The sequence below is a fragment of the Sphingobacterium nematocida genome (genome assembly GCF_900168125.1).
In the GTDB taxonomy this organism is placed as follows: Bacteria; Bacteroidota; Bacteroidia; order Sphingobacteriales; family Sphingobacteriaceae; genus Sphingobacterium; species Sphingobacterium nematocida.
Genome location: NZ_FUZF01000033.1, coordinates 1 through 16,653, shown reverse-complemented (window position 1 = coordinate 16,653; position 16,653 = coordinate 1). Strand labels below are relative to the sequence as shown.

At 39.6% G+C, this 16,653-nt stretch carries 11 protein-coding genes; 2 read left to right on the top strand and 9 right to left on the bottom strand.

What is annotated here, in order from left to right:
* Positions 1 to 223 precede the first annotated feature (223 nt).
* Positions 224 to 790: an ORF6N domain-containing protein gene (locus tag B5X76_RS21350; RefSeq protein WP_079645949.1), complete on the bottom strand. Its 567-nt coding sequence runs from the start codon at positions 788 to 790 to the stop codon at positions 224 to 226.
* 625 nt (positions 791 to 1,415) lie between these two features.
* Between B5X76_RS21350 and asnB the strand changes: the two genes are divergently transcribed.
* Both asnB and ctlX read left to right on the top strand, forming a co-directional pair.
* Positions 1,416 to 3,065 (top strand): asparagine synthase B, encoded by a 1,650-nt coding sequence (gene asnB / locus B5X76_RS21345; protein ID WP_079645948.1) that lies wholly within the window; start codon positions 1,416 to 1,418, stop codon positions 3,063 to 3,065.
* A gap of 85 nt (positions 3,066 to 3,150) precedes the next feature.
* A complete protein-coding gene (gene ctlX, locus B5X76_RS21340; protein ID WP_079645947.1) occupies positions 3,151 to 4,107 on the top strand; it encodes a citrulline utilization hydrolase CtlX in 957 nt (318 codons plus the stop codon).
* Positions 4,108 to 4,289: 182 nt separating this feature from the next.
* Here ctlX and B5X76_RS21335 read toward each other — a convergent pair whose 3' ends face one another.
* From B5X76_RS21335 to B5X76_RS21300, 8 genes are all read right to left on the bottom strand, one after another.
* Complete coding sequence (locus tag B5X76_RS21335; RefSeq protein WP_079645946.1) at positions 4,290 to 5,438, bottom strand: TlpA disulfide reductase family protein; 1,149 nt, start codon at positions 5,436 to 5,438, stop codon at positions 4,290 to 4,292.
* A 38-nt stretch (positions 5,439 to 5,476) separates the two neighbouring features.
* Entirely contained in the window at positions 5,477 to 6,886 is a 1,410-nt protein-coding gene (locus tag B5X76_RS21330; protein ID WP_079645945.1) for a RagB/SusD family nutrient uptake outer membrane protein, read from the bottom strand.
* A gap of 10 nt (positions 6,887 to 6,896) precedes the next feature.
* On the bottom strand, positions 6,897 to 10,415 hold the full coding sequence (locus B5X76_RS21325; RefSeq protein ID WP_079645944.1) for a SusC/RagA family TonB-linked outer membrane protein: 3,519 nt from the start codon (positions 10,413 to 10,415) through the stop codon (positions 6,897 to 6,899).
* 34 nt (positions 10,416 to 10,449) lie between these two features.
* Positions 10,450 to 11,574 carry a FecR family protein gene (locus tag B5X76_RS21320; protein ID WP_079645943.1) on the bottom strand — a complete coding sequence of 375 codons (1,125 nt, stop codon included), beginning with the start codon at positions 11,572 to 11,574 and terminating at the stop codon, positions 10,450 to 10,452.
* 76 nt (positions 11,575 to 11,650) lie between these two features.
* A complete protein-coding gene (locus B5X76_RS21315) occupies positions 11,651 to 12,244 on the bottom strand; it encodes an RNA polymerase sigma factor (RefSeq protein ID WP_079645942.1) in 594 nt (197 codons plus the stop codon).
* A gap of 210 nt (positions 12,245 to 12,454) precedes the next feature.
* On the bottom strand, positions 12,455 to 12,937 hold the full coding sequence (locus tag B5X76_RS21310) for a hypothetical protein (protein ID WP_079645941.1): 483 nt from the start codon (positions 12,935 to 12,937) through the stop codon (positions 12,455 to 12,457).
* A gap of 186 nt (positions 12,938 to 13,123) precedes the next feature.
* Entirely contained in the window at positions 13,124 to 16,072 is a 2,949-nt protein-coding gene (locus B5X76_RS21305) for a M16 family metallopeptidase (protein ID WP_079645940.1), read from the bottom strand.
* A gap of 320 nt (positions 16,073 to 16,392) precedes the next feature.
* Positions 16,393 to 16,653 (bottom strand): GTP-binding protein (locus B5X76_RS21300; RefSeq protein WP_176141164.1); only part of this gene is annotated, 261 nt, incomplete at its 5' end.

Here is a 16,653-nt window from a genome sequence, read left to right as displayed (position 1 = left end):
TGGGGTCTTGTCTTTCATGACCATGTCGTTTGAATAATTAAATATAAAAAACCTTATTGAATTATTCCGCTGACACAGTTTACGTTACAGTCTCAACTTATTCATATTATATGTCGCACTACCAGAACTGACTAAGGTTTCCTTGCTTGTTGCGCAATAAATAGGGCGTTTACTTTTTTTAGATTATGATACATTGGTGTTGCTATAGTTGTAATTGTATAATTTAGTTCTTTTTTCCTCCGACCTTAAATCCTAGTTCGCCTTTCGTGCTCGGCTTTGTAGGGGGGCTTTCTTCCTTCTCCTGCAAGCGGTCGATGTATTCAAAGAGCAATTCGATATTCTGATCGTGACCTTTCTGTTTCTTAGCGATTTGCTCCACGTTGTATTTTATTTGAGATATTTCAAGTTGCACTTGTGTATTAGTAGCTATGGCTTTACGCAATTGTACAAAGGCTCTGACAAGCCTTATACTCATTTGTGTTGCGATAACACTTTTTAATACGTTAGCGAGCATAAGCACTCCATGTTCATTAAAAACCTGTGGGTTGACACTTGAATGTTTCAGTATATCGAACCGGTCACAATTTGTGACCAGTTCATTTTTTTCTTCAGTTGTAAGTTGGAAACGAAAGTCCTCAGGAAACTTGTCAATGTTCCGTTTCACAGCTTGGTTCAGTGCTTTAGTTTCTACATTATAAAGCTCGGCCAGATCTCTGTCTATCATTACCTGCTGATCTCTGATGATGAAGATACGGTCTTCGATAATAGTTATTTCCGATACATTACTCATAACTCACTTAAGTTTAATATAATACTTTGGTTATGCTAAGATACATGTAAAAAACGATATACTAAAAAAATTAGCTTTATTGTTCGTGTTTTATTTTCCTCCGACCTTAAATCCTATTTCGCCTTTCGTGCTCGGCTTTGTCACTGTTCTTTCTCCCTTCTCCCGCAGTCGATCAATATATTCAAACAGCAATTCAATATTCTGGTCGTGGCTTTTTTTGAAAGCTTTTCTATGGCGAGTCGCATCTCCATACTATCAACAATAAATTGGCTTATCTTAGCGAATATCCGCATGGTCTGTATGTTTACTTGAATAGCTTGCCCGCTATTCAAGACACTGATCTCTGATGATAAAGATGCGGTCTTCAATAATAGTTATGTCTGATACATGTTCGAAATTTTTTCTATTTAGGATGTTTTGTGTTAATAAAATTGGTCTTTTGTTTTGAAAATTTTAATTATTCACTGAATTTTATTGATTTTATATTGTGTTATTGGGCTTTTGTTGAATGTTTTTCAATTTTGTCAACAGAAATAGCGCAAGGCATTTTTAGAAATAAATTATGATTTATACTCGTAGGAGTAGCAAGAAAAATTACCATCAATAAACTTAAAAATTTTATCCAATGTGTGGAATAATCGGAGCATTCATGCTCAAGGAAACCGAATCGTTACTAAGACCTAAAGTTTTAGAAATGGCCAGAAGAATACGTCATAGAGGTCCCGATTGGTCAGGTGTGTTTAGCTCTCCAAGAGCGTTTTTAGCACATGAAAGATTGAGCATCATTGATCCAGAAACAGGCAATCAGCCTCTCCACAGCTCAGACGGAACGGTGACTGTGGTGGTGAACGGCGAGATCTATAATTACAATGAATTAAAAAATCTTACCCCAGATTATGAGTATCAGACAGCTTCTGATTCGGAGGTTATTTTGGCTCTTTACCTAACCTACGGTATTTCTTTTATTGAAAAGTTAAACGGAATTTTTTCTTTTGCCCTCTATGACCACACAAAAGATACTTTCCTGATTGCAAGAGATCATGTCGGGATTATCCCATTGTATTACGGGACAGATTCTATAGGGCAGCTGTTTGTCGCATCCGAACTAAAGGCCCTTGAAGGGTTTTGCACACAGATCGAACAATTTCCTCCAGGGCATTATTTAGACAGTACTGTCGGAGTAAGACCCATCTGCTGGTACCATAGACCGTGGCAAGAACATCCTGTTTGCACAACTGCGGTAGCCGATATCCAGCGTGCACTTGAAGCAGCTGTTAACCGGCAGCTAATGTCCGATGTGCCTTTTGGTGTTTTATTGTCGGGAGGTCTGGATTCTTCAGTCATTGCCTCTATTGCAAAAAAGATGCTCGAGCAGCGTGATCAAATATCGTATAACCGCAGCAAGACGGTGCTACATTCTTTCGCTGTGGGGCTGAAAGGTTCGCCAGACTTACAGGCAGCACGTAAAGCAGCAGAGTTTATAGGTACCTATCATCATGAAGTACACTTTACAGTGCAAGAGGGCCTAGATGCACTGCGCGATGTTATCTATCATTTAGAGACATACGATGTCACGACAGTAAGAGCCTCTACACCGATGTATCTTTTGGCCAGAGCGATCAAGTCCCGAGGTATAAAAATGGTGCTTTCAGGCGAAGGTGCTGATGAACTCTTCGGAGGCTACCTATATTTTCATAAAGCACCCAATGCACAGGCATTTCACGAAGAGACGGTTCGTAAGCTGAGTAAACTATACCAGTATGACTGCCTGCGTGCCAACAAAGCACTTTGCGCTTGGGGGGTAGAGGGGCGTGTACCGTTTCTTGATAAAGAATTTATGGATGTAGCGATGGGGCTTGATCCAGAAGAGAAGATAATAAAGGACGGCAGGATTGAGAAGTGGGTACTTCGCCAAGCTTTTGAAAGCTATCTCCCGCACAGCATATTATGGAGACAGAAAGAACAGTTTTCAGATGGGGTGGGTTACAGTTGGATTGATACATTAAAAGAAATTGCAGAAAGAGAAGTGTCTGATGTCAATTTCAGTCATGCCGCAATTACCTTTCCAATTCAGACCCCTAAGACTAAAGAAGAATATTATTACCGAAGTATTTTCGAAAGCTATTATCCATCTTCGGAGGCAGCGCTTACAGTACCTTCGGTCAAGTCTGTCGCATGTAGTACGCCCGAAGCTTTAGCTTGGGATGCTTCCTTTCAGGATCAGAACGATCCTTCAGGCCGAGCGGTAGCAAATGTGCATCAGCAGTCGTATTAAAAATTAATCAATATCAATTGAGGCTTAATAATTTGAGTTTAATGGAGCGTTGATCTAACGCTCCATTTATTAAAACTAAACATATATGCAGACAACAGATACCGTATTGATGATTGAACCAGTAGCATTCGGTTTCAATACGCAGACAGCGATGAATAATTATTTTCAGGTAAACGAAAAGAACGCCGATGTGCAAATCAATGCACTTGCCGAGTTTCATAAATTTACTGAAAAGTTAAGAAATCAAGGAATAAATGTCATTGTGATTAGGGATTCGTTGTTTCCTAATACACCAGACTCTATTTTTCCAAACAATTGGGTAAGTTTCCATCAGGATGGTAAAGTGGTTCTGTATCCAATGTTTGCTAAGAATAGGCGGGAAGAGAGGAGAATGGATATTATTGAGCACATTAAATGTCAAGGATTTAATGTTGGCGAAATTGATGATAGGACTGGAACTGAGGAAGAAGGTCTTTTTCTCGAAGGCACAGGTAGTATAATTTTTGATCATACCAATAAAATTGCATACGGGTCAGTGTCCATAAGGTTAGATGAAGAATTGTTTAGGTCTTTTTGTAAAGATTATGGATTTAGACCTGTTGTTTTTCATTCTTTTCACACTGTTGGAGTACAACGTCTTCCTGTTTATCACACCAATGTGATGATGTGTGTAGCCGATAAGTTTGTGGTGATTTGTTTAGCCTGCATCGATAGTGAAACCGAACGAGAGACCGTTATCAAAGAGATACAACATTCAGGAAAGGAAATTATCGAGATTTCTGAAGAACAAATGAAGCAGTTTGCAGGAAATATGTTAGAAGTTCATAATACGGAAGGAAAGAAGTTTTTGATTATGAGCCAAACAGCTTATCTCTCCTTATCTCTTCAACAGATCGAAACCATCGAAAAATTTGATGAAATTATTTACTCCGATCTAGGGACTATTGAGACAAACGGAGGAGGGAGCGCTAGATGTATGCTTGCCGAAGTTTTTCTTCCAAGGTCAAGTATGTCGTCGCATGTATTAAGCCCGAAGCTTTAGCTTGGGACGCTTCTTGATGTCTTTCTTCAAATAAGAGTCAAGCTACAAAGCCATTCCCTTAGGAATGGCTTTTTTAACGATTTTAGCTTGTGTACATTTTCGAATATTTCGCTGATAACCGAAGTGATTTTAGAAAAATATTCTATTTATTCTTCCGTTTTGCCCTTAAAGTAGAATCTTGTTTACTTTAAATACTTAGCAATTTCTTCCAACGCCACATTTTCCGCAATAACTTTTCCTGTGCTATCCACTAGAAATAGTGCAGGTATAGCTCTTACTTTCCAGTTATTAGCAGTTTCTCCTTGATCTAGGTAATTAGGATAAGGAAGTTGCTCCTCGCCAAGTGCTTTTTTCCAATCATCGGCTTTTTTATCAATCGAGATACCCACGATTTCTAACCCTTGGTCTTTGTACTTTTCGTAAAGCGCTTTTAGTTCTGGAATTTTCTTGCGGCACGGTGCACACCAGGATGCCCAAAAGTCAATTAGTACTACCTTTTTGCCTGATAGAGACTGTTGCAGATTAAGCGTCTCTCCGGCAACAGTTTTTGCAGCGATAGTAGGAGCCATTTTGTTTAAAAAGCCTTCCGGTCTAACCTGTTCTTTAAGAATTTGACCGTAATAGCTGCTTTTAACGTTTTCTGACAGGTTATCGTATAAATGCTCGTTTTGCGGAGTGAAATAATTATACAGATTGAGTGTCAAAAGTGGCCCCCACCACGAATCATTATTATCGGATATTATTTTGCCTATCACTTCATCCGCCTTTTTAAAGAAGTCGCCTTCTGCTTTTTCGTAAGCTATCCATTCTTCCGACTGTGCTATTTCCGAAGCTAATACTGAATCTTTAGATGCACGAGCTGCGCTCATTTTCGCAGATATCGGCGCGTATTTTTGCTGAATGTCTCCGTGAAGCTTGTCTAGGTCAAATCGAGGAGACATCTTTTTATTGTATTCTTCGGTAAGTGGAGCACCTGTTATTTTCTCATCGGTGAAGCTGTAGAATTTATTATCTTGGCTATCGTTTAGCTTCGCAGTGGCTGTAATACTGACCTTATCACCTTTGTTAATTACGATTGGTATTACGCCATAAGAATCCTTAACAGAAATATAGTACTGTCGTGGAAAATCTGTAGTTGAGGTCAACTGAAACGATCCTTCTTTGACAGTTGCCGTCGCGATAGGCTTTTCATCCTGATGAGTTGCTGCAGGAATAAGTTGCAGCGTCGTACCCTCTGGCAGTCCATCAAGCTTACCACTAATACTGAATGTTTGAGCGAATGTTGTTGTCGCACATAAAATGGCGATCAAGCTGCTGATTATTTTTTTCATCTATTTAAAATTTACTGTTAGTTGTATTCTCGTGTTTGTTATCTATCTACGTTTTGTTCTATAGTTCCATTTCCTGGATTATCCAATGCCCCCTGAGGGAATGGCATAATCCAAAGGTGGGAGGTGGGGGACAATGAAAGTGCTTGGCCGTTTTCCGTTTTTGTAAGCGTGGTTGCGTATTGAGGATCTTTATTTAACCGTCGGCGATCAGCAAAAGGAACAATCGACTGTATAAATTCATTTTGTTTTGTTCTTTGAATTAGTTTAACAGCTTCCACAGGATCCGTTGCAGATAGATTTTGGTACAAGTCAGTACGAATTCGTGTTTTCCTAAGCTTGTTTAGGACGGTCATAGCATCAGAAACCCGATTTGCGCGTGCCAAGCATTCAGCTTCGATAAGATAAGCCTCCGCTGTGGTTAATCCGTGTGTGTTAAAATATCCGATCAATGTTCCGTAGTAATAAGTGTCCGTACCTACTGTACGAAGTTTCCAGCGGCTGGCAAATTTGACATCTCCAGTTTCGAATCGTTGTGCGCGATCCGTACGGACCAAAGTTTCAGAAGATTCGAAATTTGCATTAGTACCATGTCGGAAATAGTATGTTTCTACATAACTATGGTTCATTGGAGACTGCCTGCGGGTATAATTTGTTGGGTTTTCGATTGCTGCTTTATTGTTTTCATAATAAGCATTCCAATCGTATAGATCATTTTTAATAGCTAGCGCTTTTTGTGCATTTTCCAATGCCTTAGGATAGTTTTCCATCTGCAAATAGATCCGAGCAAGCAGCGTATACGCAGCTCCTTTACCCGGGTGTAATGCCGTTAGGCCCTCATTATCAAGTACAGGTAGAGCCTGTTCAATATCCCCAATCATAAAGTCATACAATTCTTGAATGCTTACTTGCCGATGTGCAGCTTCTATGTTCGCACTTTCAATAAGAGGAACGGATTTCAACGTATTTGCCGTAGCGGCATCATAGGTAGCCGCATAGTAATTAGCAAGCGTATAATAATTTAGAGCACGGATCACTTTAGCTGTAGCTATTAATTGATTCTTTTGTATAGCGGTACCCTCTGTCATCGAAGGCGCATATTCAATAAGGAGGTTACAGGTGGCTATACTAGCGTATCCTTGGTAATAGGTAGATTCGTCAGAGTTATTAAAAGCAATACGGTTTTCGGATTCCTTCCAGTTGTAATTTACTTCAGACAGCCGTTCAAAATTCAAGGTCGAAGCAGAAACAAAAAAATCGTTCAATAACATACTGGCTTGTCTCACGGGTACACTATGTACACCATACTCATCCCGAAGTAAGGCCTCGAAATCGCCGTAAGTAGTCGGTATCTTTTTGCCGGTAGGCAAGATATTTAGATAGTCGTTGCAGGAAGTCATCATAAGACAAATAGCACCTATCACTGCATATATTAATGTATTCTTTTTCATCACTTTCAAATTAAAAAGTTAAATAGACACCCATGACATAGTTTGGTGCTCGGTAGCCACCCAACATATAACGCGCATTTTTTGATTTTGCAAACATGGCCACATTTTCTGCGTTAAATTGTAAACGTGCTTGTTTGATTTTAGCATTCGATAGAAAAGAGGTAGGCACACGATAGGCAAAGCTGATATTGCGAATCTGAAAATTGCTCGCATCGATCACGTTTATATCTGCATTTTGATATAGCGTACCGCTATCATAGTTATATAGTTCGAGATCTTCAGGGAAAATCAACCTAGGGATATTTGTATTGTTCTCATCGCCAGGCTGTCTCCATCGGTTCACTATTTCATTATTCATAGTTGTCACATTGGTATGTGCTGTCCAATTGATATCTCTGGTGCTGATGTATGGAAGATCTGTGTTACGGATGCGATGTCCTCCCTCATAAGTTAACATGATAGAAAAGTCAAAGTTTTTATAAGATAGGCTATTCGTCCATGAAGCCGTGTGATAAGGTACTTTACTTCCGGCATATACAATGGATTCCAATGTCGCTGGATTTCTTGTCATTATCTCGCCATTTTCATCATAGACCTGAGGGATACCTTTGTCATTCAGACCTGCCCATGAATAAGCATATATAGATTGATAAGGATTACCTATACGCGGGTAGGCTTCAGGATAGTCGAGTTGCAATACATAAAAAGGAGCTTTCACGTTCACATACGTCACTTTATTTTTATTGTAAGCATATAAAATGTTGCTGTTCCATCTGAAAGCATCATCTTTTAACACATCCATTCCAATCGTAGCTTCAAAACCATCATTAGTCATTTCTCCGTTATTGATCTTATAGGTTGTATAACCAAAACCTTCTGTCGGTACGCCCATGGTATTTGCCAAAAGATCTTTACCACGTTTTTGATAATAATCTAGACTACCATACACACGGTTATTTAAGATGGTAAAGTCGGTGCCTATATTTAATGTAGTAGTACTTTCCCAAGATAATAGCGGGTTGGGTCTGGAAGCCAAATTACCCACCAGTCCGCCCACATTCGGGTTGTTACTGTAGTAAGCGGTCATAAATGGTGATGTGGCTCTATCTATATTACCACCAATTCCATAAGACCCCCGTAGTTTTAACTGATTGATCCAGCTAACTTGCATAAAATCTTCGTTATGCATATTCCAGCCCGCTCCTAGAGACCAAATAGGTTTATTTTGGTACTTCGAACTGGTGCCCCAAAGGTTAGAACGATCCCAACGTAAGCTACCGGTCAGCATAAAACGATTGTCATAGCTGTATCCGGCATTGGTATACATAGACACAAAGCGAGGTACATCTTGCGCTATTCTTCCCAGATCAGAATTCTGATTGAAGTTACCTCCCCACATAGATCCGGAAGACAGGATATCTTTATCAAGTATTTCATATTGTAGAGACACCACATCATAGTTATATAGTGTTTGATCAGCACCATAGGCTTTATTCTCCCGTATTTCCAAGCCAGCTATGGCATTGACATGATGTTTTTGGTTAAATGTTTGCTCAAAGTCTACCTGTTGACGGAAATTATAGGCATGCTGTGTTTGGTTAAGGCGGTTCAGGATATTCCCGTAAGGCATTAGAAACCGAGCTGCGCCATTTTCTTCTTTAGCAAACGAGTTAACCCTATTACGTACATAATAAGAGTTTTTGTCGTAAAGCAATTCGGTGTTGTCATTGGCATACTCATATTGAAATGCTGCACTATAGTTTAGCCATTCTGCAATCTTCGCATTAAGGCGAATAAAACTTCGGTTCGAAAAGCTGTTGGTACGACTAATATTCCTATTCATTTCTTCAAATGGATTGATATCCATGTTGTAGAGACCAAAATCCTGTATCTGACCAAGGCGGATAATATCTAAACGCGAAGCTGCGGTACTAATGAAATCCGTTCCATCTGCATTTTTCAGTCCATCATAAGGTAGATAAGCAAAACCTGGAGACATCAGATTATAGGTCTGCTGATTGTCTTTACCATATCGAAGGTAGGTATTTAGCTCTACGGACAGCCATTTGTTTACTTGCGTCGTGTTTCGCAGATTTAATCCTAGATTGTCGTTTTTACTATTCGGATCTTCCAAAAGATTTTTCTGATAGGTAGCAGAAGAGTAAAAGCTGTTTTTCTCTGTCCCTGAGGAGAGATTGATATTATATTGTTGAGAAAAAGGGTCACGTTTACCGTATCTCGCTACATCATCATAATAACGATATCCGGCATTGGCCAAATTGTTCAGTGTACGTTCTTTTTCTTCTGAAGTGATTAATCCAGCCTTTTCTCGAAGAATGCTTTGAATACCTCTGGAATAGTATAGCATATTGTCCAATGCGTTGGTTGGATAGTCTGGATCCATATTCATGAAATTGGAATTCCGATCTGCCCATTCCCTTTCAATGTCGATTATATCCGCAGAGGAAGTTAACCTATCTGTATTGAAATAATACGGCGTATGAGTCATGACAGCCGATGCATTAATTTCTATGCCCGATTTTTTACCTTTCTTGGTGACAATTACGACCACACCATTGGCGGCCCTTGCACCGTAAATAGACGCTGCTGCCGCATCTCGCAATACGGTAATAGATTCAATATCTTCCAGATTTAAATTCGGTAGGGCTTCAGTGATTTCTCCAAAAGTAGAGCTTCTCACATTTTCTACAGGGAATCCATCCACTACATACAGAGGATTGGTTACCCCATTCATTGAAGTTGTTCCCCGGAGCGTATTATTATGATACCCCGCTATACGGCCTTCTAAGAGCGAACTTAAACTGTTGAGACGCTGTTGTTCCAGACTCCTTTTAGGTAGAGAGCCAAAAGCGCCGGTAGCTCTTTCTTTTGGTATGGTTTGATAACCTGTACTCACACTCACCGCGATTTCATCGATTTCTGAAACCAAGGGAGATAATACAAGATTGCCCATCTGTGCGCGGGCTGTAACTTCTATCGTCTCATGCCCTAAAAATGAAATTTGTAGCGTCCCCGTTCGGGTTTTGCTTTCCATAGAAAAGTCACCATTATCATTGCTCGTCACTACGACATCTGTATTTTTCAATCGTATACTGGCACCAGCTAATCCAGTCCCATTTTCGTTTACCACCCTCCCCGAAAACGAGTAGTTTTGAAGAGCTTCGGTCTCGGTCGAGCGTACAGTATTGTTTTGCGACGTTGTTGACGATGTGTTTTTTAATAGAATATTCTTTTGAACAATCTTGTATTCAATATTCGACTTAGCAAATGCCTGTGCCAGTACCTGCTCAATAGTGCCATTGTTAATGTCAATGTTGATCTGAGGAAAACGGATGCTACTCTCATCGTAAACAAACCGGTACCCACTTTGACGCTCAATAGATGACATGACTTCTTTAGCATTTTTTTGCTTAAACTTAAGCGTTATCTGCGAAAATGCACTGGATGAAAACAGTACTACAGATGTCGCCAACGGAAGGATCCATTGGTTAAAATTGATTTTCTTCATACGGTTGTACTTCTTTATAAATGTTAGGTTAGTATTATTTTTTTATATCTAAGTAGACAGTTTGCCCATCTATCTTACAGTTGATATCGAAGTAGGAGAGGATTTCGACGATTTCATACAGATTTACTTTTCTCTGGATTTCTCCTGTGATCTGACGCATCGGAATAGTCTTATTTTGGAAGACAAATTTAACATCATACCAACGTTCCAATTCTCTGGTAATATCCTCTACACTACTTTTCTTAAATCTGAACAATCCATTTTTCCAAGCCAGAACTTGCGCTACGTCTGCATTTTGTTTCAGCAAGGTTCCAGCCTTCGTAATAGCCTGTTCACCCGGACTAAGTATCATCGAAGCTGTGCGCTGCTGCGTTTCGGTATCTACCCTGACTTTACCGTGAGATAATGTAGTGTTCGTTGCAGCATTCGGATAGGAACTGATATTAAAACCCGTACCGAGTACTTGTACGTGCTGATCTTTAGTATGCACCTTAAACGGCATTTTTGCATTGTGCTTAATCTCGAAATAAGCTTCACCGATTAACTCCACTTCGCGGCTGGCACCGGAGAAATTGGTCGGGTACCGAAGTTGCGATTCGGCATTCATCCACACTTGTGAGCCGTCGCTTAATGTAATTTTAAATTGTCCCCCTTTTGGAATTTTCAACGTATTAAGTGAAGCCGATGATAAGCCTCTTTTCCCTAAATCAATCTTCTCCCCATCGATAGTGATGTCATCTAAGCTATTCATAACACTGTGGTCAGAATCAATTTCAAATTCCTCGCCATTAGCCAACACCAACATCACCTTATCACTACCGGCATTTATTGCTTCAAATTGAGCACGTTGCTCATTTTGATAGCTAGCATTAGACTGAAACTTATAGACCAGTGTTGACACCGATGCGACCAACAATACAGCCGCAGCAGTGCTATACCACCATAAACGATACTTTTTAACGCGAGATTGGCTTATTTCGTTAAATATATTCGACTCTACCTTCGTTAGATTATAATACAGTGCATCATCAGAAAGCTTACTGTGAGGCTGATTGGCAATATGTAGATAGTAATTGTCAAGGACAATCTTTTCATCTTCATTAAGCGGCTCGCCCAAGCGATATTTCCGGAGTATTTCTTTGATATTTCTTTGTTCCATCTTAATTAGGTTCTTGTAACCGACATTACTGGCGGCTAGTTAATAGTATTAACAGGAAACTTAATCAAAGGGAGTACTAGAAAACTAAAAAAAAATAAAATAATAGAGAAAATAGGAAGGAAGTTAATTTGGAACGTAAATATTTCAGTGCATTATGGACTTGTTTTTTAGCGGTCTTTTCCGAAATATCAAGCTTTTTTCCGATTTCTTTATAGCTCAGATGCTGCTCCCTATTTAACTCAAATATCTCTCGCGTACGCGGAGCTAAGCCCGATTTACCAGCTTCAATTAACTTTAAAAGCTCCTTTTCCAAAACTTTCTCTTCGGTATAACATTGACCGCTTTGTACCAGGTGTTGAAAAGAATCGATATACCGATTGGATACTTCCTGCCGGCTGAGATGGTTTAGTATTTTGTTTCGGACAGATTGATAAAGATAGGGGAGGGCCGAGTCTTCTACAGTCCATGTTTCATGTTTAGCCCACACCGCCAAAAATGTGTCTTGGATAATATCGTTACATATTTCCGTATCCGGGATCATTCGATACGCGTGGTGATACAGTTTTTCTTTATAACGATTGAAAAGCTCTTCAAATGCACGATGATCTCCCTCGTTGATTATTTCAACAAGCTTTTTATCAGGTGTATATATGTACTTAGTGCCTTTCAATTTATGTGTGGAGTGGAATCAGATCGCGTAAAACTATTGTATTATTGAATAAAATCCAAATTCTGTACCAAGCTTTATGTTTAACGAAATTGTCACACTTCGCTTTTTATCTATAGACTTGTAAGCATGAAAATTACTATTAGTCGGTAAGCTGTAAATTAAAAAGCCATTTCTCATCGGAATGGCTTTTTAATGCATAGAGCGTAATATTTAGATCAATTTCCCCCAGGGTAGTTGTTGTACAATAGCAAGCGGAATCTGGGAGAATCCAAGCAATGAGCTATTGTCAAGCTTATTATATAAGAGTTTGATATCTTTTTCTGATGCCACATGCAAGACAAGTAATTTATCCGCTTCTATATTAATAATCTGCGTATTATGAGATCTTAAAATATCTAATGTTTTAAAACTTTCTGAATCAAATTTCATTTGATAGGTAGCCACTTGGAGTACAGCCCCAAACGATACACTTACATCTAGAATACCGTCGATAGCTTGTATTTCATTGATGAAGATATCAACATAAAGACCTTCGATTTCGATTTCAATAGTGATCAGATTCACATCCTTGACATCGGTTAAGGACTTGGAGATCGTGCACACCTTGTATCCTTTCTGTGAGATGTGTTTAAGCAGTTGTGCTGTTGTTTCGTCGCTCGAGTTGCAACTGATACTGAATAATTTGCTTGTCATATTACTTTTTTTAAATAAAAAAAGCCCCCCGGTTTTAATGGGAGGCTTGTGTAGTATATTGTTTAAAAAATATTAAATAATAATTGCTCCTCCCATTTTAATTAAAATGACGACACAGACAGCGACCACAACGACGTTGAGTGAGGATAAAATGATATTTAACGCTTGTCTGTTCATTATCATATACTAATAACCAAAAATATCGGTAAGACTTAATGTTGTGAGTTTTCCGATGCGGCTAAGCTGCTCATCGCTTACGTTTTTTTCAGAAGCTACGATACAGTACGTGTATGGCTTATTTGCTAAACCAGCTGCATGTATGGCTTCGATATCCGCAAACTGCATGGTTTTTACATTTTCATACCAGCTTTTACGACGGTCGTGCTCCATACCTTTCTTTAGGTTCTGTAAATAGCTGAATACAATACCATCTTTACGGATACGCTGTGTCTCAATGTCGCTTAAAAAACTTCTTTTTGCGGTTTCGAATGCTTTTTCTGAACGCGGCATAGTATTCAACAGATCGTTCATGCCGTTTACTGCATCAAATATTTTATCCGATTGTGTACCGATAAAAGCCGAAGCTTGAAAAGGATCTTCTTTTTTTGAAGGAGTGCTGTACCTAGCGTACGTAGTATAGGCTAATCCTTTAGCCTCACGAAGGTTTTGAAAAACCACAGAACCCATACCGCCACCAAAATAACTATTAAACAAAGCAACACCTGCTTCCTTATCGGCTTGGTAATCTTCACCCTTACGGTACCAGCTGATATCCGCCTGCACCATTTCGTAATTCGCAAACAATACCGTGTTTTCCGATTGTTCTAAACGCGTATAGCTGCTTTTTGGAGGCACAGCAGCGAATGTTTTTGGTGATTTATAATATTTCGTTAAGGTAGTATTATAGTTCTTTAACTCAAGAGGGCTGTACGCTACAATCTTATGTTTATAATTCATCAGACCATGCAAGATAGATACTAATTCTTCACCATTTATCGCCATTAAGGCATCACTTGACAACTGATCATTAAAAGGATTTTTCGACCCGTAGGTGGCGTAACTCATTAGACCCTGCATAATGTTGCGCTTATTGGTCTTATTATTTTGTCGCTGCTGCATGACGTCATTTTTAAGGTTTGCCAAAGCAGCCTCATCCACTTTACAGTTTTTCAGTAGATCAGACAATAAAAGCATTGCCTCTCCGTAGTTTTCCTGTAATCCCGTTAACGTTATCCGTGTCTCTTCGGTTCCGATATTGATACTATAATCACAAGCTAACTTATAAAAAGCTTCCTGAACCTGTGCTGCTGTCATCTTATCCGTACCCAGGTAAGAAAGATAATTACCTGCTAAAGGCAATAACTTTTGATTCCAGCTTCCCATATCAAAAAGAAAGGTCTGGCGGAATAACTGATTGTCTTTGTTCTGTATGTATAGTACTTCCGTTTGTCCTGATTTGCTGTGTTCAATATCACGTTTGTAATCCAACCACTCCGGGGCGACAGGGAGAGAAGACATGCTCGCGATCTCCGCAAGGTACGTAGATTGTTTATCAGCATTCGTCTTTACAGGTGTGATCGGTGGTTTTTCCACTTTTGCAATAGCGTCCGGCTGGCCTTGTTTCTTATTCACGACAATGTAATTGTCCTGAAAGAAATCATTCGCAAACTTAACAATCTCCGCTTTCGTAACTTTAGATAGGATATCTAGGTATGTTACCTGCTGGTCCCATCCTGCACTCTTGGTACGTATAAAATCGGTAACCAGATTTTCGGTACGCTCTTTATTACTATCCAAGCCTTGGAGATAAGCAAATGTTGCATTAGCGCGGATAGCATTGATCAAATCCTCGTCAAACTCACCTCTTTTTAATAACGCCAGTTGCTCCAGTAGCAATGCGCGTACTTCCTCTAGCGTCTGTCCTTGTTTTGGATAGCCATAGAGCATAAAGAAACCATAATCCTTTTGCTGGTTTATATTCGTCCCTGCCGCCAACACCCGTTGTTTCTGCGTTAGATTCAAGTCGATTAAGCCCGCTTTACCGTTAGACAGAATTGCACCGACCACATCAGCTAGTAAAGCTTCGCGGCTGTCGCTTTTACCGACACGGTAGCCCATCATCATATACTGCGCACTAGGACCAGATACTTCTAAAGTTTGGGATTTTTGTAAAGGCTGCTCCTTGATATCGCTCTCCGCAACGGCAGTTCCCGACACAAAGCTTCCAAAATTAGCATCTACTTTCTTAATAATCTCATCAGAGTTAAAATCACCTGCTAATACAATAGCCATATTATTGGCTACATAGTACTGGTTATAGAAAGAACGGATCACTTTTAGCGATGGATTCTTTAGATGCTCCACAGTACCTAACGTCGTTTGCTGTCCGTAATTTGTCTTTGGAAATAGGGCCTGCAGCAAAGCTTCAGAGGCACGGTTACCATCGTTGTCCAGACTCATGTTTTTTTCTTCGTATACAGTCTCGAGCTCGGTATGGAACAGTCTGAATACAGGGTAACGAAAACGCTCTGCCTGGATCAATAAGAACTTATCGATTGAGCTCGAGGGAATGTCTTCCTTATAGATGGTCTCATTAAACCAGGTATGTGCATTGGTATTTTGCGAGCCAATATTTGACATCAATTTGTCGTACTCGTTGGCGATGGAATAGGTAGAAGCTTCTCCCGACAGACGGTCTATCTCTTTATAAATAGACTTCCGCTTAGTAACATCCGTTTCCTTCGTATACGTTTCGTAAAGATCTTCTATTTGATCAAGTAGTACCTTCTCTTTATTCCAGTCTGAAGTACCAAATTTGCTCGTTCCCTTAAAAAGAAGGTGCTCCAGATAGTGCGCTAAGCCAGTATGTGTTGACGGATCATTATTGCTTCCAGCACGTACCGCAATTTGTGCAGTAATGCGGGGCTCGTTTTTGTTTTCCGTCAGGATAACCGTCATTCCATTCTTAAGGGTGTAAAAACGGCTATTCATCGGGTCATTGCTTACGTAACGATAGCTATAACCACCTGATTGGCCTTCTTTCCAGCTATGCTTCTCTTGTGCCTGGACCGAAGATACTACACTAAGCCCGATGAAAAGCGTGAGCATCCGCAGGATATTCGTTTGTTTTATCATGTTATGTGACTAAAATTTATGGTGTAAACTAATGTGATTTATTTTATGGATACAATGAATGTTTTTTTCGTGCGATAAAGCAAAAAAGACGGTGATTAAATAGACTTTTTTTTATATCGTTCTTAATTAACAGATTAAGCAAACTTCCATATTTTGTAGAGCAAGTACAATACGGAGTCTGGTTTTCAATATTTTTTTTATTTTTTTAGTTATATGACAATATATTTTTTGGTCAGGTCGGGTTTAGCTTCTCTATATTACCTTAGACTTGTCCTATTAAGCTAGTGAATATTGTTGCATTTCGTACTGAACTCTGCAAATTACATGTTTTTAGGAAACTCATCCAGCCAGTTGGTATCCTTCCAGCCATCAATCTCTTTTTCCGTCAGTAAGCACTGCTCTAGGTCAGCGACGTATCTATCCTTGTCCAATTCCTGACCTATAAAGACGATTTCATTTTTGCGGTCTCCCCATTCTAGATGCCATCTTTTTCGTAAGTCGTCTCTCATTTCTGCGTAGGAGGGGTAGTCATAACGTTGTTTTTCAGGGATGCTACACCACCATGCCCCCGCACTTTCCAG

Bases quoted from the DNA above. Each gene is read 5' to 3' on its own strand.
- B5X76_RS21350 (WP_079645949.1), bottom strand. From the start codon at position 790: ATGAGTAATGTATCGGAAATAACTATTATCGAAGACCGTATCTTCATC.
- asnB (WP_079645948.1), top strand. From the start codon at position 1,416: ATGTGTGGAATAATCGGAGCATTCATGCTCAAGGAAACCGAATCGTTA.
- ctlX (WP_079645947.1), top strand. From the start codon at position 3,151: ATGCAGACAACAGATACCGTATTGATGATTGAACCAGTAGCATTCGGT.
- B5X76_RS21335 (WP_079645946.1), bottom strand. From the start codon at position 5,438: ATGAAAAAAATAATCAGCAGCTTGATCGCCATTTTATGTGCGACAACA.
- B5X76_RS21330 (WP_079645945.1), bottom strand. From the start codon at position 6,886: ATGAAAAAGAATACATTAATATATGCAGTGATAGGTGCTATTTGTCTT.
- B5X76_RS21325 (WP_079645944.1), bottom strand. From the start codon at position 10,415: ATGAAGAAAATCAATTTTAACCAATGGATCCTTCCGTTGGCGACATCT.
- B5X76_RS21320 (WP_079645943.1), bottom strand. From the start codon at position 11,574: ATGGAACAAAGAAATATCAAAGAAATACTCCGGAAATATCGCTTGGGC.
- B5X76_RS21310 (WP_079645941.1), bottom strand. From the start codon at position 12,937: ATGACAAGCAAATTATTCAGTATCAGTTGCAACTCGAGCGACGAAACA.
- B5X76_RS21305 (WP_079645940.1), bottom strand. From the start codon at position 16,072: ATGATAAAACAAACGAATATCCTGCGGATGCTCACGCTTTTCATCGGG.